The 24,218-nt window shown below is 43.9% G+C and carries 14 protein-coding genes; 10 read left to right on the forward strand and 4 right to left on the reverse strand.

What is annotated here, in order from left to right; translation table 11 throughout:
- Positions 1-2: 2 nt before the first annotated feature.
- The 3 genes from MHH89_RS02300 to MHH89_RS02310 all read right to left on the reverse strand — a co-directional run bounded on the left by MHH89_RS02300 (position 3) and on the right by MHH89_RS02310 (position 5,181).
- A complete protein-coding gene (locus tag MHH89_RS02300) occupies positions 3-638 on the reverse strand; it encodes a TetR/AcrR family transcriptional regulator (protein WP_312149675.1) in 636 nt (211 codons plus the stop codon).
- Between the two features lie 46 nt (positions 639-684).
- Positions 685-1,884: a pectin acetylesterase-family hydrolase gene (locus MHH89_RS02305; protein WP_341086209.1), complete on the reverse strand. Its 1,200-nt coding sequence runs from the start codon at positions 1,882-1,884 to the stop codon at positions 685-687.
- Positions 1,885-2,034: 150 nt separating this feature from the next.
- Positions 2,035-5,181 (reverse strand): alpha-mannosidase, encoded by a 3,147-nt coding sequence (locus MHH89_RS02310; RefSeq protein WP_341086210.1) that lies wholly within the window; start codon positions 5,179-5,181, stop codon positions 2,035-2,037.
- Positions 5,182-5,431: 250 nt separating this feature from the next.
- Here MHH89_RS02310 and MHH89_RS02315 point away from each other — a divergent pair, with 250 nt between their 5' ends.
- The 8 genes from MHH89_RS02315 to MHH89_RS02350 all read left to right on the forward strand — a co-directional run bounded on the left by MHH89_RS02315 (position 5,432) and on the right by MHH89_RS02350 (position 19,965).
- Positions 5,432-7,270 (forward strand): cache domain-containing sensor histidine kinase, encoded by a 1,839-nt coding sequence (locus MHH89_RS02315; RefSeq protein ID WP_175617386.1) that lies wholly within the window; start codon positions 5,432-5,434, stop codon positions 7,268-7,270.
- The gene (locus tag MHH89_RS02320) at positions 7,245-8,819 is read left to right on the forward strand and encodes a response regulator transcription factor (RefSeq protein WP_076129997.1); all 1,575 of its coding nucleotides are present in this window, start codon (positions 7,245-7,247) and stop codon (positions 8,817-8,819) included. Before MHH89_RS02315 ends, MHH89_RS02320 begins: the two co-directional genes overlap by 26 nt.
- A 281-nt stretch (positions 8,820-9,100) precedes the next feature.
- Positions 9,101-10,030, forward strand: coding sequence for an ABC transporter permease (locus MHH89_RS02325; RefSeq protein ID WP_076129998.1), 930 nt, complete (start codon positions 9,101-9,103; stop codon positions 10,028-10,030).
- An 18-nt stretch (positions 10,031-10,048) separates the two neighbouring features.
- A complete protein-coding gene (locus MHH89_RS02330) occupies positions 10,049-10,972 on the forward strand; it encodes a carbohydrate ABC transporter permease (protein WP_036689623.1) in 924 nt (307 codons plus the stop codon).
- 85 nt (positions 10,973-11,057) lie between these two features.
- A complete protein-coding gene (locus tag MHH89_RS02335; protein WP_076129999.1) occupies positions 11,058-12,575 on the forward strand; it encodes an ABC transporter substrate-binding protein in 1,518 nt (505 codons plus the stop codon).
- Positions 12,576-12,697: 122 nt separating this feature from the next.
- The gene (locus tag MHH89_RS02340; RefSeq protein ID WP_076280298.1) at positions 12,698-14,017 is read left to right on the forward strand and encodes a glycoside hydrolase family 125 protein; all 1,320 of its coding nucleotides are present in this window, start codon (positions 12,698-12,700) and stop codon (positions 14,015-14,017) included.
- On the forward strand, positions 14,014-17,166 hold the full coding sequence (locus tag MHH89_RS02345; RefSeq protein ID WP_341086213.1) for a beta-galactosidase: 3,153 nt from the start codon (positions 14,014-14,016) through the stop codon (positions 17,164-17,166). Before MHH89_RS02340 ends, MHH89_RS02345 begins: the two co-directional genes overlap by 4 nt.
- Positions 17,167-17,211: 45 nt before the next feature.
- A complete protein-coding gene (locus MHH89_RS02350; protein WP_254848843.1) occupies positions 17,212-19,965 on the forward strand; it encodes an alpha-mannosidase in 2,754 nt (917 codons plus the stop codon).
- A gap of 69 nt (positions 19,966-20,034) precedes the next feature.
- Here MHH89_RS02350 and MHH89_RS02355 read toward each other — a convergent pair whose 3' ends face one another.
- Complete coding sequence (locus MHH89_RS02355) at positions 20,035-20,472, reverse strand: MarR family transcriptional regulator (RefSeq protein WP_076277474.1); 438 nt, start codon at positions 20,470-20,472, stop codon at positions 20,035-20,037.
- 257 nt (positions 20,473-20,729) lie between these two features.
- Here MHH89_RS02355 and uvrA point away from each other — a divergent pair, with 257 nt between their 5' ends.
- Both uvrA and MHH89_RS02365 read left to right on the forward strand, forming a co-directional pair.
- The gene (uvrA, locus tag MHH89_RS02360; protein WP_076280296.1) at positions 20,730-23,234 is read left to right on the forward strand and encodes an excinuclease ABC subunit UvrA; all 2,505 of its coding nucleotides are present in this window, start codon (positions 20,730-20,732) and stop codon (positions 23,232-23,234) included.
- Between the two features lie 548 nt (positions 23,235-23,782).
- Positions 23,783-23,986, forward strand: a complete 204-nt coding sequence (locus MHH89_RS02365) for a hypothetical protein (RefSeq protein ID WP_341086215.1) — start codon at positions 23,783-23,785, stop codon at positions 23,984-23,986.
- The last annotated feature ends 232 nt before the right edge of the window (positions 23,987-24,218 follow it).

A 24,218-nucleotide genomic window follows, 5' to 3' on the forward strand; every position in this document is an offset into this window, starting at 1 on the left:
AATTAAGGGTTTGTCTGATTCTTGGATTGCCGTACGCCAAACATAATGAAATCCTTGAATTGCCGGTCCATAACCCGATCTTCCTCCGTAACCACACCCCCCCGCTGATGAGTAATAATGACGGCTTTTTGTAAATACATGAAATACAGGTGGGTGGACTTGTGCAGAATGTCCAGCCACTTATTTTTTTCCTCCGGAGCTACTGATATGGACTCAAGGAGAATTAACCGTGAATACCAGCCTTCCATAGCCTGCTTAAAGTCAGGAAGTTCCGCGGGATTTTTGGAAAGCGTGCTGTAGTAAACTCCAAAAATGGCATCATAGTAGATCAGGGCTTCCTGCTGATCTCTTAATGCCAGATATTTATCGAGAATGTTCTCCAATGACTGTATAGGGTGTTCAAAATCAAAATCAAACAGCAGCTGTCCAAACATCCGCTCCAGATTAAGGACATAGATTTGAGCGGCTAACTCTTCCTTGTCTTTATAATGATGATACAAAGTACGCCGGGAGATGCCGGCTTGTTCCGCAATCTGTGCCATATCCGTGCGCTCAATACCTTGAGCACAGAATAAGCTAAGCGCTGTATCCTTAATGATCTCCCTTGTCATTTGCATTTGCTTTTCCCGCAAATTCATTGATTTTCTCTCCTGTCTTGTTGCAACTCTTCCGCTGCTTCTAGCACTATTTCTGAGCTGGCTTCGAATTCATGAGGAATTTGCTGCCCACTGAATAGGGGTTCTGCCGGTTGATCGCATCACCTAACCAATTCAGAAGCTTCGCACCATCCTGTTCAGCCTGAAAGAAGGTCTCTCTGGTGGCAAAAGTGTGCGGAGTTGTACCCGTCTTAGCGTTCAGTCCATAGTCGGTGAGATAGTAATAATAATTAGGTAAAGTGGCTGCCAAAGAAGAAACAGATTGCCGCATTTCCTGTGACCACTCATTAATGATGCTTTGATCTCTTGGCCCCTTGTAATCGTTGATGTTGTTCTGAAAGTGGATTAGAATCTCGTCAAATACCGAGTAGGATTGCAATATTATCGCATTCGCAGGAAGTAGATGGCCGTTCGCTTTAAAAGCTGCCCCGATGATATCCGCTTCAGGGGCATATCCGAAGTTCTTCACGAAGTCTGCCTGCCATTCCTGCTTCACAACATTTGGCCACTTGTCTGATTTCAAGAAGGAACTGTCTGAATATTGGAAAATCTCGGAGTTCTTGTAATGAGAGGCGATCTCGGGAGCCCAAAAAGCGGACCCGAAGCCACCAGCACTTTCGCCAGCAATCAGTAGTTTGCCGGGTTTATCCACGTTGGCATATATCCAATCGAGGCTGCTTCGCACATTATTGCTGCCGTTATAACGCATAGTAAAGGGGCTGCCGTCATCTTTTTTATATTCAACTGTGCGGTTGCCGATATGGAAGTCACCGGTTGAATAGGGAAGGTAGACCACATTCCAGCCATGAAAAGGATTGGCAGGGTTATCCGTATCCATCATGCCTCTCAGCAATGTCAACATATAGAAGGGGATGTTCTGGAAATAGTTGCCTGTATCTCCACCTTTAATAAAGTTCATAAGCTTGATGGGGTGTGCGGCACTTTGGGCATCCCAGCTGGCTCCGCCACCGGAAAAAAAGATGATCCAGTTATTATTTTCACCCTTTTTATTCCACAAAAAATACTCTGATCCATCACTTGATATGACATTTCCGTCTAGCGTGACTTTATTCCACTTGTAAGGCTTCACTTCCGCGATTAAAGGGGTGGTAGTCGCCGGTCTTTTGATTACAAAAGCGCTGATTGCAAACATGGCAATCAAAACAAGGCTGAATAATCCAATACCTGTGAATATTGTGATTTTCCTCATTTTCCTCATTTTTCTCATATCCATCTCTCCCTTACTCGGAGTATACGTCAAGATCACTCATTACACAAGGTGTATACCTAAAATCATAAAACAATCGTGAGAAAATATATAAAGAGGTGTCCTCGTAGCCTTTGATCCATGGCTACAGGGACACCTCGATTGTGTATGTTACTTTATTAATTTTGCTGCTTTGATTTCAAATGTTTTTAGTTCGTAAGGTTCAAGTATAAAAGTAATGACAGGTTCAGTGTGGACTTCCCCTTCAGGACGCTCCATTAGATTACACTCTTGCCACGAAATAATATTCAAGTCGCTAGTCATATCAATTTGCTGGCGGCTTCCGGAATAGTCGTGCACACGTACGATTAATTTTTGACCATCCTCAGACTTCTTGATCGCAGAAACCATAACCTTTTGAGTAGAAAGGCGAATAAGCGACTTGGATGCTCCTTCTGCTTGACCCATGGTGCTCCGTAGAGGGTTGTTGACGGACCAAGCTTGACGGACGGTGTCACCCTGTAGCCAATCCCCAGTATGAGGCAGGATAGAGTAGGTGAAAGTATGTTCACCTTGATCCGCTTCAGGGTCAGGGTGCGTTGCCGATTTGATTAAGGATAGACGCATCACATTATCCTTGATGTCATAACCGTATTTGCAGTCGTTCAGCAAGCTAACGCCATAACCACGATCTGATAAATCTGCCCACTGATGCCCCACAGTCTCGAATCTAGCATAATCCCAGCTAGTGTTCCAATGTGTTGGACGCGTAACATTACCGAACTGGATATCATAAGTGGCTTCGGTAGCTCGTATTGCAACAGGGAAAGCTACTTTCATTAGCTGTTGTCGCTCATGCCAGTCTACCTTTGTCACGAAATCGATACGACGATGGTGTGCATGTAAGATCATTTGCTGCTTAATCGTGGAATCCATATAACTCCATGTGAATTGTACAACACATCGCAATGAACCCTTTTCTATGACTTCAATGCTGCGGCAGTCGGTGACTTCACGTTTCTTTTGCTGATAGTAGATGTCAATGTCCCAAGCTTCATGGGCTAGGGGTTTATCTTCAAACACTTGGAACACGTTACCGTGACTTCCGTTTGCTAATACTTGTCTTTGTTCATTTATATCATAGATGGATACTAATTGACCTTGTTCGTTCCATTCAATTTCGAAGTGAGGCGTTGAGATTCCTGATTCATTTAGCTTGAATGGAGCGCTTAGTGACTTAGAATTCACATCTTCTACAAAGGAGATCGTTGTGTATCCAAGCGAAGGAATGTTAGATACTTCAACGATCCAGCGCTCACCTTCACGCTGAGCTTGTAGTTGTTTTCCTTCTGAGCTTATCCAATGTCCTGTTTCCATCCCGGCTTCAACAGTAATTTCTACGAGTTCTGTCAGCTCCCAAGCAGCATTGTTCCAGATCGTATATTTACCGGCTTCATTTCCGCTCACAAGTGCCTTACTGGATTGCTCCCAGACAGACTGACCTATTGCTTCTGCTTGTGCATATTCAATCGTACTGTCTTCATATACTTCACGAATCGAAGAGCCCGGAATAATATCATGGAATTGGTTGCGCAAAATAATTCTCCAGCCCTCGTCTAAATCGGTCTGACGATAGTTCGACCAGTCACCTGTCATTACACTTTGCAGTGTATTTAGCCATTCCGCCTCACGGTATAGCAGTTCAAGCTTACGGTTCATCCGCTTATTGTAGGCTTGGCTTGTGTAGGTGCCGCGGTGATATTCTAAGTAAAGCTCGCCATCCCATACATGGACATAACGATCCGTATTTGCAACAGTTTCTTGCAGGGTACGGAAGTAGTCTCCCGCTGTTCCTGTTTCAATCTTCGGCAGACCGGGAAGATCGTTTAGCCTGCGGCGCATCTCTAGCATTTCACGGTTCACACCCCCGCCACCATCGCCATATCCGTAAGAAAGTAACAGATTGCGATTCACTTCTTTATCCCGGTAAGTATCCCAAATTCCTTTCACAGTCTTAGGAATAATCCGGCCATTATAAGTGTAGAACCAAGAATCTTCTTCGGACCAAGGCTCAGGCGTTGTAATAAAGTGTGTTAACACCTCTGTGCCATCAATCCCACGCCATTGAAAGGTATCATGGGGCATCCGGTTATATTGATTCCAGCTAATTTTTGTGGTCATGAAGGTATTAATTCCTGATTTTTTTAGAATTTGTGGCAAGGACCAGCTGTAGCCAAATACGTCCGGCAGCCATAAATAGTCACATTCAACCCCAAATTCATTACGTAAGAAGCGAGTTCCATAGAGTAATTGACGGACTAGAGACTCCCCTGAGGTCAAGTTGCAATCTGCCTCAAGCCACATACCTCCGCCAGCTTCCCAGCGTCCTTCAGCCACACGTTCACGAATATTTTCATAGATTTCTGGATAGTCATTTTTGATATATTCATAGAGTTGCGGCTGAGTCTGTAAAAAGGTATAGTCCGGGAACATTTCCATCAGACGTAGTACGGTTGAGAAGGAACGCGCACATTTCTCACGGGTGTGTTTCAATTGCCACAACCAAGCTACATCAATATGGGTATGGCCAATACAGGTAACTGTGACGGGTGAGGACTTCTCCATTTTGTTAATTTCATCACGCAAATAATTGCGGGCTTCCCCGATCGAAGCGTAGAAGTTGTCTGAACCTGGACGAGACCAGTCGATCAGAAGAAAGGAGCGGTCTACTGCACTCATAAGTTGTGTATATTCTGGTGTTTTGGCATCGAGTACGTTCAGCGTCTCAACTACAGCAAGCGCGGTAAAATAGAAATCATCCGTTGGTTCATCCAGCCAACAAATTTCAGCCATGCGAATCCCATGTGTCTGATCCTTTTTTGGGCCGCCACCTTCGAGTCCCGACCATAACCGGAAGGTCAGTGGAAGCTGAGTGCCTGCCGTTTCATTTGGCAAGAACACTTCGGTATGATTGGAATCCACACCTTGATAGGGTTTGCCGTTGAAAAAGAATAAGGATTCAAATCCGGAGTTATTTCCAGCACCCGTCTCGCCAAAATCAAATCGACCCAGTACTCTACGGCCTGCCCAAGTAGCGGGTACTTCTATATTTGTTGTTAGCCATAAATACAAATCGCGGCCTTTCCAAGTATCTCCAACTCGTAGCTTAGACCATTCTCCATCCACGGGCGGTTCGGCTGCAATTTCACCTTGTTCGTCAATCATAGAGTTGAAAAAAGGAATGTGTATACGATCCCTGTAACGATATTCGGAAATTTCGTTTAGTTGGGAGTTGAGTTTGCGTTTGGTTAGAAACATGAGTAATAGCCCCTCCAATATGTTGATGGGGGACGAGGAAATTAAGATCTATTTGGGTTATTATAGGTTTGTTTGGGGGGTAGAAATCAACTATAGACGATTTTGTGTGAGTTGTAAACTCTCGGTGGAGAGAAAAGTTGGAGCGCTAGAATATATAATTAAAAAAATGCATGCGCTTCCATTGCAGAAAAAGAAGTGTGATGTTAAGCTTCTAATCCTAAAGGTGATATTCAGAAAGAAGGTGGCTTTGTTGAATGTAAAGAAATTTTATCAAAACCATTTGCAGAAAAAACTGTTCAATAAAATTTTAGCTATATACTCTTCGATCATCATAATTACGTTAATTGCCTCTTCCATTACCGTATATAAATACTATGAGCAGACGATCACTCGCCAACATGTAGATGCCAATCGGGAGGTGCTGGATTATGTAAGTTTGTATATGAATCAGCAGTACGAAAGCATCCAGGTAGCCATCCAGCAAATTTATAGCGATGCCTCTGTTAGTGAGGATTTGTCCTACTTTTTGCAAAATGATTATGGGGATTATCTTAAATACCGTTTAGATCAATATGCAGACATAGGGAGCTCCGTTCCTCATACGTTCGATACTTATTTCAAAACCTATTTGAATCAGAAAAACGGGATTTATGACGTTATTTTATACAGTACAGAGAAAGAATTTTATTATTTATATAAAAATAATACCCGACAATTCTACTTGAGCGACATGGACGGTTCTAAGCAAAAGTTATCCTTACCGAAGAATGGCTGGGTCTCGCATGAAACCAAATTAGTGCTTAAGGAAATAAGAGAAGACAATAACAATTTGTATACAATGACTAGGGAAATTAAAGATCCGATTACACTGAAAACGATCGGTATGCTCATAGTAGATTTTGACGCAGAACTTATTTCAAAATGGCTTGGCACAAAAGTTGCAGAAAATAATGGTCAATTGTTGGTCTTAACCCCAAGCGGTGACGTTATATATGATTCATTGGGAAGGTATATGGGACAGCGATATCCACATCTCGATGCGCTTCATGCGGATGGTTGGACAACACTGGATGGGATCTCCAAGGTTAACTTAAATACAACGAATAGCTCAGGTCTTATTATGGCAGGGATCATTCAGAAGTCACAGGTCAACAACGAAATGAAAACGGTTCGAACTTGGATTATCGGGATTACCACAGCGCTTATTATTACTGCAATGTCTTTTACATACGGAATTATTTTACGTTTTTCTAAAAAAGTGAAGATCATTATCAAATCTATGAAGCGCTTACAGGAAGGTGATTTAAGCACACGTATTCACCTAAATCGAGAAGATGAATTGCAGCTAATTGCCAACAACTTTAACTATATGTGTGAAAGGTTAGAACTCTATATTAATAAAGTGTACATTTCGGAGCTTACGCAGAAAAATGCAGAGCTAGTTGCACTTCAATCGCAGATTAATCCACACTTTTTATATAACACACTTGAGGCGATTAGGATGCGGGCAATTACGCAAGGAGCGAAGGATGTAGGTCAGATGATTTACATTTTATCGACATTATTTCGAACGATGATTAAGAAAAGCATGGTCGTTACAATATCTGATGAGATTGAATACTGCAATTTGTATCTGGAGTTGTTTCAGATTAGACATAAAGATAGGCTCCAAATCATATCACAAATAAGTCCAGTTGCCATGAATTGTTCTATCGTTAAATTGCTCATCCAACCGGTCATTGAAAATTATATTGTTCACGGATTTAGACCTGACCGTTTTGGCAATCTCATCCGTATTGAAGTTACTGAATCTGGCGGGGAAATTCAAATTGCTATAAGTGATAACGGGAATGGAATTACTGCCAGCAAGCTGACAGAGCTACAGCAAATGCTTCAAGTCAGTATGAGAATGGATGAACCTCCTTCTTCGGTAGGCCTATGTAATGTGAATGAACGAATTAAACTTTATTATGGGACTGAATATGGATTAACGATCGCTAGTGAAGTAAATAAAGGAACAATAGTCATCATGAATATACCAGTAGTAAGGGAGAGTACTAATAATGCACAATATACTTATCGTGGATGATGAACCTCTTATTCTTGAAGGATTACGTTCAGTGATTGAATGGGAAAAATATGGATTGAGAATCGCGGGACAAGCGTCTAATGGGGAAGAAGCTTTAGAATTTCTACGCAATCATAATGAAGGGATCGACATATTAATTACTGACATTACGATGCCAAAACTTACGGGACTTGAACTGATTCAGCAAATAAAGGTTTTTGATTCAAAAATGAGGTTTATAATCTTGAGCGGGTATGAGCAATTTGAGTATTTAAAAGCTGGAATGAGTCTAGGCATTGAAAATTATATTCTCAAACCCATTAATATACATGAGTTGGAATCAACCATTGAACAAATTGTTGAAGTGCTGAATCAAGAGGATGTTGAACAATTTCATGCTAAAGAGGATTGGCAAGTTCTACGCAATAATATTCTAAACCGCTGGGTAACTGGCAATATAGGCCGGCAGGAGCTACAGCACCGTTCAAAAGTCTTAAATATCTCACTGGACTGTTCATTTTTTACGGTGGCTGCGATTCGGCTTATCACCGAACAGGATGACGATGAGGGCCAGGATAAACTCCATAGGAATCAGCTTATGGATGAATGTTATCGTATCGCTGTGAAATCATTAGAGCAACTTGGAACCGTTATTGTATTTATAGATATGGAAGGTGATCTTGTTCTTATTATTGCTGAGCGGGCTGAAGCTGAGAACAAAGAAGAGCTTTATTGTGTACTGGAGCAAGTGCAATGTGAGATTATGCATGAGTTAGAAAAGTCTGTCTGGATAACGATAGGAAGTAAGGAGCATGCTTTTCAGGAAGTCCCAAATAGTTATAAAAAGGCGAAGAGTTTATATGTTGATCATCTTATGCTACCGGGTTACCCGATTATAGATGTGGAACAACTATCAAAGATGGTTCTGCATGAGGAGAAGCTCGAAATTGATTATGAGGAATTCACCAAATTATTATTATCTGGAGACCGGGAGGCTACGAACCAATTTATCGCAGAAACGTTCGAAAAGCTGTTTGGCTGTGGCATGATTACCCGCATTGATAATTACAACGTAGCGATTGAGTTAATGTTGATTGCTAAGAAAATGGAGAAAAACTCTAATTTTAGTGCCGTGTTTAATCCATTGCTGCGCATACATACTATTGAGCAATTGGTGCACCATGTGCAGGAAAGTGTGAAAGAAACACTAGACCAATTATCATTAGTAAATGATGAGCTCAGTCCGAATATGAGATATATGGTTGATCAAGTAAGCAAACACTATAGAGAAGAGCTATCCCTGAAAACGCTCAGTCAGCGTATGGAAATGCATCCTAATTATTTGGGCCAGCTATTTCAGAAGGAAATGGGCCGTAGTTTCTCTGATTATGTTAATCAATTTCGAATTGAAAAGGCAAGACAATTGCTGCTTCAAACTACGTTACTAACCAACGAAATTGCAGCTGAAGTAGGATATCCGGATCCAGCATATTTCTATCGCCAGTTTAAAAAATCAGTAGGTGTATCGCCGACAGAGCTTCGGAATATGTACAAAAAAGCAAGATCCTAAAATAAAGGAAATGTTCCTGAGTATCACGTTCAAGTACGGGCTTCATGGACGTTGATAACGAGAATGTTTCCTTTTTTTTTGCTCAAATTTAAGGGGAAATAGACTTTTTAAATGTCCTTTCTGCTGTGGATCTTTAATTTTTACATCTGATTCTGGAGTTTTTCAACTTTATGAAACCGCTTTTATAGCGCAGAATTAAGGGTAGTTAAAGGGGCGAGGGAAAAAGATCGAAGGGATATATAGGGGTTGTTTGGGGATAGAGAGAAGGGGGATGTGGAATAATGCCTGCATTTTTCAAAAGTTTAATTAAGGATAAAGTACTCTGGTTTATGGTATTACCAGGGACATTATGGTTCCTGATCTTTTGCTACTTACCGATGTTTGGAACAGTAATTGCATTCAAGGATTTCAAGATTCATCGGGATGGATTCTTTGCAAGCGTTTTAAATAGTAAGTGGGTTGGCCTTGAAAATTTTAACTTTTTGTTCTCGACGGAGGACGCCTATATCATTACAAGAAATACGATTCTTTATAACTTGGCGTTGATCTCTCTCGGTTTAGTTCTTGCGGTGGGCATTGCGATCACCTTAAATGAACTTGTGAACAAACGGATGGCTAAAGTTTATCAAACGGCGATGTTTATGCCTTACTTCCTTTCTTGGGTCATTATTAGTTTCTTTACCTTCAGCTTTCTGAGTGTAGATAAAGGAATATTGAATCAAGTGGTTGTTTACTTCGGAGGCGATCCTATTTCCTGGTATGGGGATACTCGCTTTTGGCCATATATCCTAATTTTCATGGGGATTTGGAAATCAATTGGTTATTCAAGTGTTGTTTACTTAGCGGCTATAGCGGGTATCGACAAGTCCTACTATGAAGCAGCTATGATTGATGGGGCCAGCAAATGGCAGCAGATTAAGTTTATTACACTTCCTTTGCTTAAACCTTTAATGGTAACGCTAACGATTTTAGCGATTGGTGGTATTTTTAGATCGGACTTCGGTTTATTCTATCAAATCCCTCGGGATTCAGGTGTTCTATACTCCGTAACGAATGTTATCGATACTTATATTTATCGCAGCATGAGTACGACAGGTAATCTAGGGATGAGTACAGCAGCGGGTCTATATCAATCGATTGTTGGATTTATCATGGTGCTTGTAACGAATTCTATTGTGAAAAAGATCAGCAAAGAGAATGCGATATTCTAGAAAGGAGTTAGTGACGTTATGGCAGTATTCAAACGTAAGCCAAAAGAAATCGACAACAACGCCATTACTCCTTTATGGAATGTGGTACTCAATATTATAATTGGCATCTTCGCTTTTACTTGTGTGTTTCCGTTCTTGTTTGTCATAGCCATTTCTTTTACAGATGAGAAAGTACTTGCTCTAAATGGATTTAGCTTGTTACCCGAAAAATATAGTTTAGCAGCTTATCAGTTTGTTTTTAACACAGGTGATCAATTGCTTCGTTCCTTTGGAGTTACTTTGATGGTTACTGTACTAGGTACGCTCATTAGTTTATTTTTAATAACAACTTATGCGTATGTTCTCTCTCGAAGATCATTTCGCTATCGTAATTATTTCAGCTTCTTCGCCTTCTTCACGATGTTATTCTCAGGCGGAATGGTTCCCAACTATATCGTGGCTACGCAGTTTTTACATTTGTACAATACGATATGGGCTTTGATATTGCCCATCGCGATGAATGCATTCTTTATTCTAGTAATGCGGACCTTCTTCCAGACTAGTGTACCTGATGCACTCGTTGAGGCTGCCAAAATTGATGGGTCTGGTGAGTTTCGGACCTTCCTGCAAATTGTACTTCCAATCTCTTTACCGGGGATTGCAACGATTGGATTGTTCTGTACGCTGGGCTATTGGAATGATTGGTTTAATGCCCTGCTGTATATAGATGATGCGAGTCTTGTTCCACTCCAAGCGATGCTGATGCGAATTCAGAATAATATGGAGTTTGTCATTCAGAACAGTATGCAGATGGGATCAAGCTTTGAGATTGCTGCAACCTTGCCAACAGAAACCGTTCGTATGGCGATGGTTGTACTGGCGACCTTGCCTATAGCACTAGCGTATCCGTTCTTCCAAAAGTATTTTGTACAAGGCTTAACTGTGGGCTCTTTAAAGGAGTAACACTACTAAGATGTATTTATTCGAATCGCTAGGACAGGAATCGATATAAATAAAGCGTTCATTAATCTAAAGGGGGAAAATAGAAATGAAAATGAAAAAAGGCTTAACACTCGCTCTTGCAGGGACAATGCTTTTTTCTGGCCTTCTAGCTGGATGTGGTTCGAATAATAATACAAATGCTGCTAAAGAAACAAACAATTCAGCGGCAGCAGGGAATTCAGCAGGGAACACATCAGAATTAAAGCCATATGAGTTGAAGATGTATTTAATTGGTGGGCCTCAAAAGGATTTAGATCTTGTCTTAAAAGAAGTTAACAAATATACCCAAGAAAAAATTAACGCGACGTTGAACATTACGATGTTCGATTGGGGCGATTACGATAAGAAGATGCAAGTCATCACCGCTTCTGGTGAGCCTTATGATATTGCCTTTACCTCTTCTTGGACAAATGACTTCCGCCGTAACGCAGCTAATGGTACGTTCTTGGGTCTGAATGATCTGCTAGATAAGTATGGTAAGGAAACGAAAGAAGTTTTGGACCCTCGTTTCTTAGAAGGAACTAAGATTAAAGGTGAGATCTATGGTGTTCCTGTAAATAAGGAGCTTGGACAGCAATGGGTATGGCGCTTCAATAAGAAATATGTTGATAAATACAACATGGACATTTCCAATATCCGTACATTGGATGATCTAGAGCCACTTCTTAAAACGATTAAAGAGAACGAGCCGGCTGATATTACACCGCTAGCTGTTCCTAAAGGCTTTAAACCATTTATGCCATTTGACTATGTACTAGGTGATGAGCTACCTATCGGGGTCTATATGGATTCCACAGATGGCAAGGTTGTTAATATTCTGGAGACACCTGAACTTGCAACATCGTTAGATACGATGCGTAGACTTTACACAGCAGGTTACTTACGCCCAGACGTTGCAACACTTGAAGGTATTGATAACATTAAGACCGGTAAATGGTTTGCCGATCGCGAAATTACACAGCCTTATGCAGAAAAAGGTTGGTCTCGTTCAGCAGGTTATGAAATTGTAACTTCGCCTATGCATGAGCCTTATGTATATACACAGTCCGCCGCTGGTTCGATGCACGCGATTTCCGTAACCTCAGGTGATCCTGAGCGCGCGATGATGTTCTTGAATCTTTTGAATACAGATAAGTACTTACGCAATTTGCTCAACTATGGTATTGAAGGAACACATTATAAGAAAATCTCTGACAATGTCATTGAAGATCTGCCAGCTATGCAAGATAGCTATGCAATGCCAGGCTTCACACTTGGAAACATGTTACTGACTTATCTGCATGCTGATGACCCTGCTGATAAATGGGATGCTTTCAAGAAGTTTAATGATTCTTCAAAAGAAGCCCCTACCTTCGGTTTTGCATTTGATCCTACACCTGTAAAAACAGAAGTAGCGGCTATCAACAACGTAACTAAAGAATTTATGCCAGCGCTATACACAGGTTCTGTTGATCCTAAAACATATCTGCCAAAAGCAGCGAAGAAATTTAAAGAAGCTGGACTTGATAAAGTCATTGCAGAAGTTCAAAAGCAACTTGATGAGTGGAACCAGACAAAGAAATAAGCTAATGAACGTAACACGCCTAAGATTAATCACTAAAGGTAACACAAATAGGATTAGTGGAGACGGGCAGCTATGCTGCCCGTCTCTCTATCTATCCCCATTTATTATGAAGGAGTGAGAATATGGAACAATTCCGACTTCCCGCCATCTCTATGCCGAAGCTGCCGCTTCCTCAAGCGGTTCAAGAAGTATTGAACGAAGCAGAGGAGAAGTTAGCTCATCGGCCGAAGCTGTTGCAGCTTTTTAAGAACTGTTTTCCCAATACGCTTGAGACAACGACTAAGCTTATGGATGATGGGACAACGTTTGTAATTACAGGAGATATCCCAGCTTCTTGGTTGCGAGACTCTGTGGAGCAGGTTATGCACTACGTGCCCTTTGCTAAAAAAGATCCCGATCTTCAGCGGATTATTGGCGGGTTAATTAAACGTCATATCGAGTATATTCATATCGATCCGTACGCCAATGCGTTTAATGAGACAGCGAATGATTGGCATTGGAGCACTAGCGATATTACGGAAATGTCCCCCTGGGTGTGGGAGCGTAAATTCGAGATCGATTCTCTTTGTTTTTCCATGCGTCTGGCTTATGCCTATTGGAAAGAAACCGGAAAGGCTGATATATTCGACGCCGGATTTAAGGCAGCAATGTTCAAAATATTCAACCTGTTCAAAACTGAACAACGCCATAGTGAATTATCTCCATACCGCTTTACGCGTAACAATGGGATTCCTGAAGATACACTGCGTAATAACGGTCTAGGTATGCCTGTTAATTACACGGGTATGGTTTGGTCCGGATTCCGCTCGAGTGATGATGCATGCGACTTTCATTACAACATCCCGGGGAATATGTTCGCTGTTGTTGCATTACGTCATATGCAGGAATTTGCTGAATGGGTATTCCGTGATCTTGAATTTCTGGAACAGCTTAAAGCATTAGAAGCTGAGATTGATCACGGAATTCAATTGTATGGTATTTATCGTCATCCGAAATTCGGCCCAATCTACGCCTACGAGACCGATGGTTATGGCAACTACTGCTTGATGGATGATGCGGGAACACCAGGACTCCTGTCGATTCCTTATCTCGGCTATGTTACCGCAGAGGATGAAATTTATCAGAATACGAGACGATTTGCTCTGAGCAAGGAGAATCCTTTTTATTTTGAAGGAACCGCAGCGAAGGGAATCGGCAGTCCGCATACTCCCAAAGACTACATCTGGCATATGGCATTATCCATGCAAGGTTTGACGGCATCAACTAAGGAAGAAAAGCTGGAGATGCTTGCGATGTTAGAAGCTACAGATGCGGATACTGGCTTTATGCATGAGGGATTCCATGTTGATGATCCGAATACGTTCACTAGAAAATGGTTCGCCTGGTCCAATAGCCTGTTCTCCCAACTTGTCTATAAAACGATGAAGGAAGGACTACTATGACCAGCCCGAGCAGAACTGTCATCATATTTTATGATTCTGATTTTCCAATTTCCAGTCCCATTCCTAGCGATGCGATTACATCCATGAGTGAGTTCGGATCTATTGTAAATGAGAATCAGCTTGCACAAACGCTATGCGAAACGGAAGGCGGCTGTTTCATCAATCTGCATGCCCCTTATTTCCCGAAAGCGGCCTGGATAGCCATTCTTGAATACCTGCAAAGAGGAGGCGGGCTGATTAGCATTGGAGGCGCACCCTTCAAACAACCTGTTCGTTGGGAAAATGGCCGATGGCATGTGGAAGCGGAACAGACTTCCTATCATCAGGAACTGAATATTCATGAGGCACTTCGTGTTGAATGCTCACGCAACCATTCATTGCTTGCCTTGGATGTCATTCCTCTGCTTAAGGGTCAAGAATCTCTTTTTCTAACGAGTGCAGACACATGGAACCTCGTGCCACATACGACAAAGTCGAGTGATTTACCACATCAAATGGGCTCGGCAGGTCCGATGAGCACACGGATTTATCCGCTACTAAAAGGAGTTACGCCCGAAGGTCGGGAAATTTCTGCCCCAGTAGTTCTTTGGGAGAATACGAGCGGTTTGTATGCAGGTTCACGCTGGCTGTTCGTAAATACACCTGCAACAGCTTCTTTTTGGAAGCAAAAAGGTCCTTCCGCGATATCCAATTGGGCGCGTTTCTGCAGCAAGGGTGTTACGGAAATGTGGGTTAAGCCCAATTACGCGTCTTATGAATCAGGAGAACGAGCTTCCCTAACCCTTCAGATTCAGCAGCTTGAACGAGTGAGACCTTCTATGCGAAATGAAGATACATGGAATTTCACAATTTATGTAGAGCATGAATCAGATACCTCTTTGAAGTGGTCTCAGAGTTTGGAAATGAAGGCGAATGCTGAACTAAACATGGTGCGTCTGCCCATTCCTCTGGAGATAAGTAGGGGCCTCTACCATATTGTCTGTGAAGCAGAAGCCAGTGATGGTGAGGTTCGTATTCTGCGCCAAGGGTTCTGGGGTCATGCTCCTGAGCTGCTGGCAGCAGGCCATCCGGTAACGAGCGGCAGAGATTATTTTATAAAAGATGGGCGTCCGCTACCAGTGGTCGGCATGACTTATATGGCGAGTGATGTGGCGCGAAAATTTCTTTTTCTGCCGAACGTCGGAGTTTGGGATCGTGATATGGGCCAGATGCGGAAGGCCGGGATTAACTGGATCCGTACAGGGATCTGGACAGCTTATCGCAATGTGATGCAAGACGATGGACATGTCTCGGAAGAAGTATTGCGGGCGATCGACGCCTTCATCATGACGGCGAAAAAGCATGATCTTCAGGTGACGTTCACGTTTTTCTCCTTCACCCCGGAAACGTGGGGTGGGGTAAATCCTTATCTGGACCCACAAAGTGTGGAGGCTCAGAAGCGGTTCATTCGGTCTATTGTATCTCGTCATAAAGATTCTTCGAATGTAGACTGGGATCTTATTAATGAACCGTCGATGTTTGATCCGGACCGTATTTTCTCGGACGGCCCGAGTTCATGCCATGATCGCTTTGAGCGACAAGCTTTCATAGAATGGCTTCGACATAGACATGTGGAAATTGAAGTACTACAGGAACGTTGGAATATGACACCCGCACAGCTTCCGGACTTTGCATCGGCAGGGCTGCCTGAAGCAAGAGAGATGAACTTCGACGTACAAGATATGCACAGTGCCAAGAGGGGAACACGCTGGTTGGATTATTGTCTGTTTTCTATGGAGATGCATAACCGTTGGGTGAAGCAATTATACGACACCATTAAGGAGCAATGTCCAGCTCAGATGGTTACGGTTGGCCAGGATGAGGGACTTGGAGCGCAGCGTCCTTCGCCATTTTTCTATGAGGAGGCGGTAGATTACACTACTGTGCATTCCTGGTGGTTTAACGACTATTTGATATGGGATGGCATTTTTGCCAAAACCCCCAATAAGCCAAACCTAATTCAGGAGACAGGCGTCATGTATGTAGAAACTCCAGATGGCCGAGCCAAACGTTCAGAACAAGAGCTGAGGAATTTGCTGGAACGCAAGTATGCTTACGCTTTTGGAACGGCAGGTGCGGGAGCTATTCACTGGATCTGGAATACAAATTTCTATATGGATAATGCGAATGAGTCCCATATCGGAGCACTGAGAGCAGATGGAACCGAGAAGCCTGAGGCAGACGTATCTTATGATTTCGGGAAGTTTATAGAAGGTATCCGTGATATATTTGGTGATCGGAAATTGGAAGAGATTGCGGTGGTGTTCCCTTATTCGAATGATTTCTCTAATCGAAAGTTGGCTTTTGCGTCTACAACAGAGCTTACCCGCATTCTGTCTTATGAGCTCAAGATGTCTTTTCGGGGGGCATCCGAATACCATCTAGATGATTTGGAAAAGAACCCTGCGAAGCTGATTATACTGCCAAGCGCGCATAACTTCGCTGATGCAGCGATGGAACGGTTGTTACACATTGTTGAAGAGACAGGAGCGGTGTTGCTTGCCACTGGCCCGCTCGGAATTGATGCTTATTGGCGTTCATCAGACCGCTTGAATGATATTCTTGGCAAACGTGAATTACGTAATGTTCGCCGCGAAGAAGTGCTTAGCCTTCAAGGCCAAGAACTCCCCGTCTCCTTCGGTCACCGACGGATTGCTGAGGTGACGAAGGAAACGATCATTCAAAAAAATGGTGGAAGTTCTACTATAGACACTGTCGTGAACCTTCCGCTGGGCAAGGGTCGACTCCTATGGAGTCCACTGCCAGTTGAATTGAGTGAGCGTAGGGATACTACGGCTGCACTTTACCGCTACGCGGTTAATGCTGCTTTTGTGGAACGTGATTTTGAATGGATTAGTGGTGGGGACTTAGCGGGTATCTACGGACGGAAACTGAGCTTTGCTACGGGTGCACTTTTTACCTTCGTGTCGGAATATGCCCAGGATGCAAAGATCGAGGTGAAGGATTCGGCCACTGGCCGAACTTATTCGTTCGTGTTGGAACAGGAACGTTCTGTTCTTTTTGCCACGGATAGTAAAGGAGATTTGCTTGGTGTTTATCGCCCGCAGGAAGTCGAGATTCATGTCAATTATCCACATCTTCTACATTAAGCAACTTGGTAGATAGAACGCATTGCATATAAGGAGGTCTTCACTTTGGAAAGCTCAAAACAATCAATTAGCCCTCAGACAGCCCATATCATTTCCCATACACACTGGGACCGGGAATGGTATCTTCCCTATGAGAAGCATCATGTACGCTTAGTGAAACTGGTTGATGAATTACTGAACCGGTTGGATGAGGATAACGAATTTAAGAGTTTCTATCTGGATGGACAGACGATTATTCTGGAAGATTATCTTCAGGTACGTCCCGAAAATCAAGAGCGGCTACAGAAATATATTGCGGAAGGTCGCCTTCTAATAGGACCTTGGTATATTTTGCAGGATGCGTTCCTTACCAGTGGGGAGGCCAATGTTCGTAATATGCAGATTGGCCATCAGGATTCGAAGCGTTACGGGGAACCCTCCAAAATCGGTTATTTTCCGGACACCTTTGGTCTAGTCGGCCAGACTCCACAATTAATGCTGCAATCCGGCATCAATAATACCTTTTTTGGAAGAGGTGTGAAGCCCACTGGATTCAATAATACGGTGTCGGATGGAGGTTACGAATCCTCATTCTCGGAGCTGATTTGGGAAGGTCCTGATGGATCAAAAGTGCTCGGCATCCTATTTGCCAATTGGTATTCTAACGGAAACGAAGTGCCTGTAAATGAAGCAGAAGCCAAAGTGTTCTGGGAGAAAAAGCTGGCAGATGCGCGGAAGTTTGCCTCTACTGGTGAGCTGCTGTTCATGAATGGTTGTGATCATCAGCCGGCTCAACTGGATTTGCCAGAGGCTATCGAAACTGCGAAGCGGTTGTATCCAGATATGGAGTTCATTCATTCGAACTTTCCTGATTACCTTAAGGCCGTAGAGGGTGTAATGGATCGCAGCAATCTGTCGACTGTAAAGGGCGAACTGCGGAGCCAGCACACCGATGGATGGGGTACGTTAGTGAATACCGCGTCTGCTCGTGTCTATTTGAAACAGAGGAATCAGGAAGGGCAAATCTTGCTTGAAAAGTTGGCCGAGCCACTTGCTTCGTTCGCACATTTACTGGGGAAAGAGTACCCCCATCATCTGTTCACCTATGCATGGAAGACATTAATGCAGAATCATCCGCATGATAGTATTTGTGGATGCAGCGTGGATGAGGTACACCGTGAGATGGTCACCCGTTTTGACAAAAGCCGTCATGTGGCAGAGACCATTGTTGAGGATAGCAAACGAGTGATTGCAGAAGCTGTGGATACGTCCGGGTTTACAGCATATGGTGAAGACGTGCTTCCACTAGTAGCGATGAATATGACGGGTTGGAGTCGCACGGGTACTGTGAGCGTAGAACTTGATGTGGCGCGTCTATATTTGCGAGAAGGGTTCTCTCTGGAAGAAACGGCTAGGCGTATGACTGGAATTGACTTGCACGGTCGTGTGTTAGTAGACGATCAAGGGAATAACATTGCCTGCCAGCTGGAGGACTTGGGGCTTCAGTTTGGTTATGATTTGCCAGATGATAAGTTCCGTCAGCCGTATATGTGCCGCCGGGTAAGACTTACCTTTGAAGCCGTAGAAGTTCCTGCGTTAGGTCTTCGATCATATGCTTGGGTTCGCCGAGCAGATGCAAAACTGCCAATAGCCGCTGAATCTTTGCTATATGGAGATCGGGTACTGGAAAATGACGTTATCAAGGTAGTCATTAATGATGATGGTTCGTTTATGCTAAGTGACAAAACTAGTGGAGTGACCTATCAAGATCTTGGTGTATATGAAAACACCGGGGATATCGGCAATGAATATATGTACAAACAGCCAGAGGCTGAACAAGCTTTGACGACTAAGGGACTGAAGGCTAACATTTGTGTACTGGAAAATACATCGTTTCGCGCCGCTATAGAAATTAACCATAACTGGGAGATTCCAGCCTCGGCAGATGATAAGCTGGATGAGGAGCAGCGTGCACTGGTTTATTATCCGGAGCGCAAAGCTCAGCGCAGTAGTGACACAGTCATTCTGAAACTTCGTACTGTAATCTCCTTGGAGCGGGGCGGAAAGGGATTGCATATCGAAACGACAATAGATAACCAGGCCAAAGATCACCGGATTCGTATACTGTTTCCAACAGATTTGAACGCTGCCACGCATCGTGTAGATTCGATGTTCGAGGTTGCTGAGCGGAATATTGAACCAGCCACAGAATGGAAGAATCCGAGTAACACGCAACATCAGCAAGCCTTTGTTGATGTTAGTGATGGGAAAGCGGGTCTAACCGTCGCTAATTTTGGATTAAATGAATATGAAGTGCTGCGAGATGGGCGTAACACTATTGCGATTACGCTGCTACGTTCTGTTGGCGAACTTGGTGACTGGGGGCTATTCCCAACTCCAGAAGCGCAGTGTCTGGGAGAGCATGTTGTTCGTATGGAGCTAATCCCGCACACAGGTGAGGGTATAACTTCCGGTGCTTATGCTGAAGCTTACCAATTCCAGGTTCCGTGGATTGTATGTCAGACAGATGTACATGCAGGTGTGGTTGCGCCGGTGTATACTCCATTCGATTGGGAGAGTAAGGAACTCGCATTTTCTTCACTAAAAATGAACGAGCAGACTGGAGATATACTGATGCGTTGGTACAACATGAGTCAGCAGAACACCAACCTGGCCTTCCATTCGTCTATTCCACAGCAGTATTTCTATAAAACGACGATTCTAGAAGAGGAGAGCCACCCAGTCTCTAGGGATGAGAAAGGTAGCTTGGACTTACTGATCGGTCCATGCGAAATTGTAACGATTGGTATTAGAAAATAAATGAAAAGGGACGGTATCCAGAGAGTCGTATGACTTTGGGATATCGTCCTTTTTGTATAAATACGTATCTTAGGAAGAAGATTTGCCGCGCGCAGTGGATCCAAGATGATCAATCTGCTCTTCCAGAACCGCACTTGCTTGGCCTAAAAACTGCGAAATAAGGGCGAGCTCTTCATCCGTATAAGAAGCTGCGAGCTTAACCATGGCGGTATGGAGCGGTTGGTACGTATTAATGACATCATCTTTATTCTCATATAATGGCACGATAATCACTTTACGGCGGTCATTCGGGTCATTTTGTCTGCGGACATAGCCATTTTTTTCGAGCCGGTCTATTAATGCCGTAACACTGCCTGTGGTCAGACCCGTTAATTTGGACAGTTCTCCGGCAGTGATCGGACCTTTCTCCCGTAGAATATCTATAGATAAGAAATCATTATTGTATAACCCAAGTGAGGCGGCTACATTTTGTTGGTACAATACCGTTCGGTTTCCCAAACTGCGCATAAGCAAGGTGAATTGTTCCTGCTCTGTTGTAGGTTGTTCGTGGCTTGACAAAAGATAACGCTCCTTTTAAAATAATTATATCTTGATAGTCAAGATATTAGATTATAAAGTTATTCGAAAATTTTGTGATTCATCAAATACATTCTATAGAAATTAGAAATGTTTTGCAAAATAATTGCAATCCAACAACTTTGGGCAACCATGTGGATAGAAGATATAACTACGAACCAGTGGGTTGAATTGAGAGGGGAATAGATGTGAAAGAGACTATTGTTATTAAAGGTGCAAGAGAGAATAATCTGAAAAATGTCTCGCTCACGATTCCTAAGTATAAGCTAGTTGTCCTGACAGGACCTTCGGGATCAGGGAAATCGACCTTAGCTATGGATACACTTCAGCGGGAATGCCAAAGACAGTATTTGGATTCCATGGGCATGACGTCAGATACGATCAGCAAACCAAAGGTGGAATCTATTATTGGACTGTCTCCGTCCATTAGTGTTGGACAACATGTCACCAATCGTAATCCCCGTTCGACAGTTGGGACAGTTACCGACATCTATACGTTTGTCCGGTTTATCTTTTCCAGATTAGGCGAGCGGGTTTGTCCTTCCTGTAGTGGCAGCATCCCACCTTCTTTTGAAGCGAGGGGAATGCTGATCGAGGAAGACGAGGAAATGGATGGTCAAACGATGGGTTGTCCGCATTGCGGAGCTGAGCTTGAGAGGCTGGGCATGTCCCACTTTTCTTTTAATAAACCGGAGGGAGCTTGTGAAGCCTGCGGTGGTGTTGGATCTGTGGCAACTATAAATGAAGCGGCGGTGTTTAATCCAGAACTTAGTATGCGTGAGGGTGGGGTGGCCTCGCTGAATGGTGTTCATCGTGATATACAGATGCGTATATTAGTGGCCGCTGGCAAGCATTTTGGCTTTGAGTTTGACCCGGATCAGCCCTTAAAAGATTACGGTGAAATTCAGCGCGACTTGTTGTATTACGGAGTGGAAAGTGAGGCGTTTAAGCGCCATTTTCCCAATGTTAAGCCGATTCAAGGCACCAAATTTGAAGGCGTCATTCCTGGTTTGTGGCGGCGTTACAAGGAGAAGGAAGGAGAAGCTGGTACACAGGAAAAAGACGGCGGATATTTTCATGAGCAGCAATGCCCGGAATGCCTTGGCGCTCGCCTAAAAAAAGAAGTTCGTCTCGTTCGGGTAGCTGGCGCATCGATTACGGAGGTATCGGATTGGCCATTAAGCGATGTTTACGAGTGGACGAAAGGCTTGGAGGCGGCTTTGCCAACCGAGGGACTTCATCTGCTTGAACCCATCCTTCACGATATGCCTACCCGACTAAAACGGATTATCGATGTTGGTCTTGGTTATCTTTCCATGAACCGTCAGACGGTCTCCCTCTCTGGTGGAGAGGCACAGCGGCTGCGCCTTGCCTCATTGCTGGGGTCAGGTCTGACTGGAGTGTTATACATTCTAGATGAACCGACGACCGGGCTTCATCCGCGGGATACTGTTGGCCTCATTCGTGTGCTTCAGGAGCTGCGCGATTTGGGTAATACGGTGCTCGTTATCGAGCATGATATTGAGATGATGCGCGCTGCCGATCATATTATTGATATGGGTCCGGGTGCTGGTCTGGACGGAGGGCAAGTTGTTGGCGAGGGCAGCATTGAGGATTTGATGGCAAGCGAGGCTTCTGTTACGGGAGCCTATCTTAGAGAAGAGCGTCATAAGACTGCTGCATATGTTCGCCGGAAAGGTGACGGAAAACAAATCACCATCCGACAGGCACAGTACCGGAATATTGATATCCCGGAAGTTTCTTTACCTCTAGGTTGTCTGGTCTCTGTAACTGGAGTTTCGGGTTCAGGCAAGTCGACCCTAGTCTTTGATATTCTTGCGCAAGGCAGTACGAAAGGACATGAGCAAATAGGCTGTGCGGAGATTGCGGGCTTAGATCAGGTTGGAAATATAGTGATCTTTGACCAATCGCCCATGGGTAGAATGCTGCGTTCTAATGTAGCGACGTATACAGATGTATTCACACATCTGCGCCAGCTGTTTGCTGCTTTGCCGGAGGCGAAAAAAAGAAAACTGACCTCCAAGCATTTTTCCTTCAACACACCGGGTGGACGCTGCGAAACCTGTCAGGGTCTTGGGGTGCTGACTGTAGACATGAATTTCTTACCCGATCTGGAGGTTAAATGCCACGCATGCAAGGGGAGAAGATTTACGGATGAGGTTCTCCAGGTGAAATATGATGGATATTCCATCTCGGATCTGCTGGACATGTCCGTACAGGAAAGCTTGCCGATTCTTAAGTCGGAAGCCAAAATGGCGGGGATTATCGAGACATTGTGTGAGGTGGGTCTCGGTTACCTTAAATGGGGACAATCTGTCAAAACCTTATCCGGTGGTGAAGGGCAACGGATTAGACTGGCTAAAGAGCTGAGCAAACCTTCCAAAAACCATACGCTCTATCTGCTTGACGAACCAACAACAGGCCTTCATCCGTCAGACATCAAGCAGCTCCATACCTTGTTGAGCAAATTGGTTGATACGGGAAATACCGTCGTGGTTGTGGAGCACAGCTTAGAGTTGATTCGGGAGTCCGACTGGGTGATTGACATCGGCCCTGAAGGTGGCGTTGTGGGCGGTAAGCTTGTAGCTGAAGGTACACCGGAGCAGGTTGCTGAAGTACGGGAATCCTACACGGGGATGTTCCTGAAACGGATTCTGGCTGAAGGGCTGTAATCCAATAAAAAGAGGTGCCCAAAAGCCATGAAAATGGCTGGGGCACCTCTCTTTTTTTGAACTTAAACCAAACCTCTGCTCTCAACTCTAAACTTTGCCTGAACGTCTGAACCAATCCCATTCGCGCGTACATAGCACTTTGGGATTAACTGATGAATTATACTTACGTAGAACTGTAGGATTAACAGATGATCATGAGTCAATGGTGTTTGATCCGCAGATGATTAGGATACGGTAGCAACAGACAGCGAAAGACTATGCTTCGGCGGTATCGGACTCAGCAGACCAGCGAATGATTATTCTTCGGCGTGTCGGACTCAGGAGTCCAGCGAATGATCATTCTTCGGCGTATCGGACTCAGCAGACTTTATAAGCAGGAAAATCCGCCAATTGGAGTATTATCGGACCGCATAGCTCCTAATGGCGGAAAAATCACCGTATAAGAGCCTGATTCTAAGAAATAGCTGCGCTGGAGTCCGATGAGTTGCTGAAAAGGCGATAAATTAGTAAATAGCGTCATTGGAGTCCGAAAGCCTCAGCAGGAGATCATGGTAGCTGTAGCAGTAGCAGTAGCAGTAGCAGTAGCAGTAGCAGTAGCAGTAGCAGTAGCAGTAGCAGTAGTAGCAGTAGGAGTAGTAGTAGTAGTAGTAGTAGCGGTAGACCCAGCGAAAGACTATGCTTCGGCGGTATCGGACTCAGGAGTCCAGCGAATGACTATGCTTCAGCGGTATCGGACTCAGCAGACCTTATAAGCAGGAAAATCCGCCATTTGGAGTATTATCGGACCGCATAGCTCCTATTGGCGGAAAAATCACCGTATAAGAGCCCATTTCTAAGGAATAGCTGCATTGGAGTCCGATGAGTTGCTGAAAAGGCGATTAATTAGTAAATAGCATCATTGGAGTCCGGAATCCTCAGCAGGAGATCATGGTGTCAGTAGCAGCAGTATCAATATCAGTAGCAGTAGCAGTAGAGCCAGCGAAT

This window comes from Paenibacillus sp. FSL H7-0323, assembly GCF_038002725.1.
GTDB classification, from domain to species: domain Bacteria; phylum Bacillota; class Bacilli; order Paenibacillales; family Paenibacillaceae; genus Paenibacillus_AQ; species Paenibacillus_AQ odorifer.

What these genes read in the sequence shown, in the direction of transcription:
- MHH89_RS02355 (WP_076277474.1), bottom strand. Translation starts at nt 20,472, where the DNA reads ATGCGCAGTTTGGGAAACCGAACGGTATTGTACCAACAAAATGTAGCC.
- MHH89_RS02365 (WP_341086215.1), top strand. Translation starts at nt 23,783, where the DNA reads ATGGTAGCTGTAGCAGTAGCAGTAGCAGTAGCAGTAGCAGTAGCAGTA.
- MHH89_RS02335 (WP_076129999.1), top strand. Translation starts at nt 11,058, where the DNA reads ATGAAAATGAAAAAAGGCTTAACACTCGCTCTTGCAGGGACAATGCTT.
- MHH89_RS02320 (WP_076129997.1), top strand. Translation starts at nt 7,245, where the DNA reads ATGCACAATATACTTATCGTGGATGATGAACCTCTTATTCTTGAAGGA.
- MHH89_RS02345 (WP_341086213.1), top strand. Translation starts at nt 14,014, where the DNA reads ATGACCAGCCCGAGCAGAACTGTCATCATATTTTATGATTCTGATTTT.
- MHH89_RS02310 (WP_341086210.1), bottom strand. Translation starts at nt 5,181, where the DNA reads ATGTTTCTAACCAAACGCAAACTCAACTCCCAACTAAACGAAATTTCC.
- MHH89_RS02340 (WP_076280298.1), top strand. Translation starts at nt 12,698, where the DNA reads ATGGAACAATTCCGACTTCCCGCCATCTCTATGCCGAAGCTGCCGCTT.
- MHH89_RS02330 (WP_036689623.1), top strand. Translation starts at nt 10,049, where the DNA reads ATGGCAGTATTCAAACGTAAGCCAAAAGAAATCGACAACAACGCCATT.
- MHH89_RS02300 (WP_312149675.1), bottom strand. Translation starts at nt 638, where the DNA reads ATGAATTTGCGGGAAAAGCAAATGCAAATGACAAGGGAGATCATTAAG.
- MHH89_RS02325 (WP_076129998.1), top strand. Translation starts at nt 9,101, where the DNA reads ATGCCTGCATTTTTCAAAAGTTTAATTAAGGATAAAGTACTCTGGTTT.
- MHH89_RS02305 (WP_341086209.1), bottom strand. Translation starts at nt 1,884, where the DNA reads ATGAGAAAAATGAGGAAAATGAGGAAAATCACAATATTCACAGGTATT.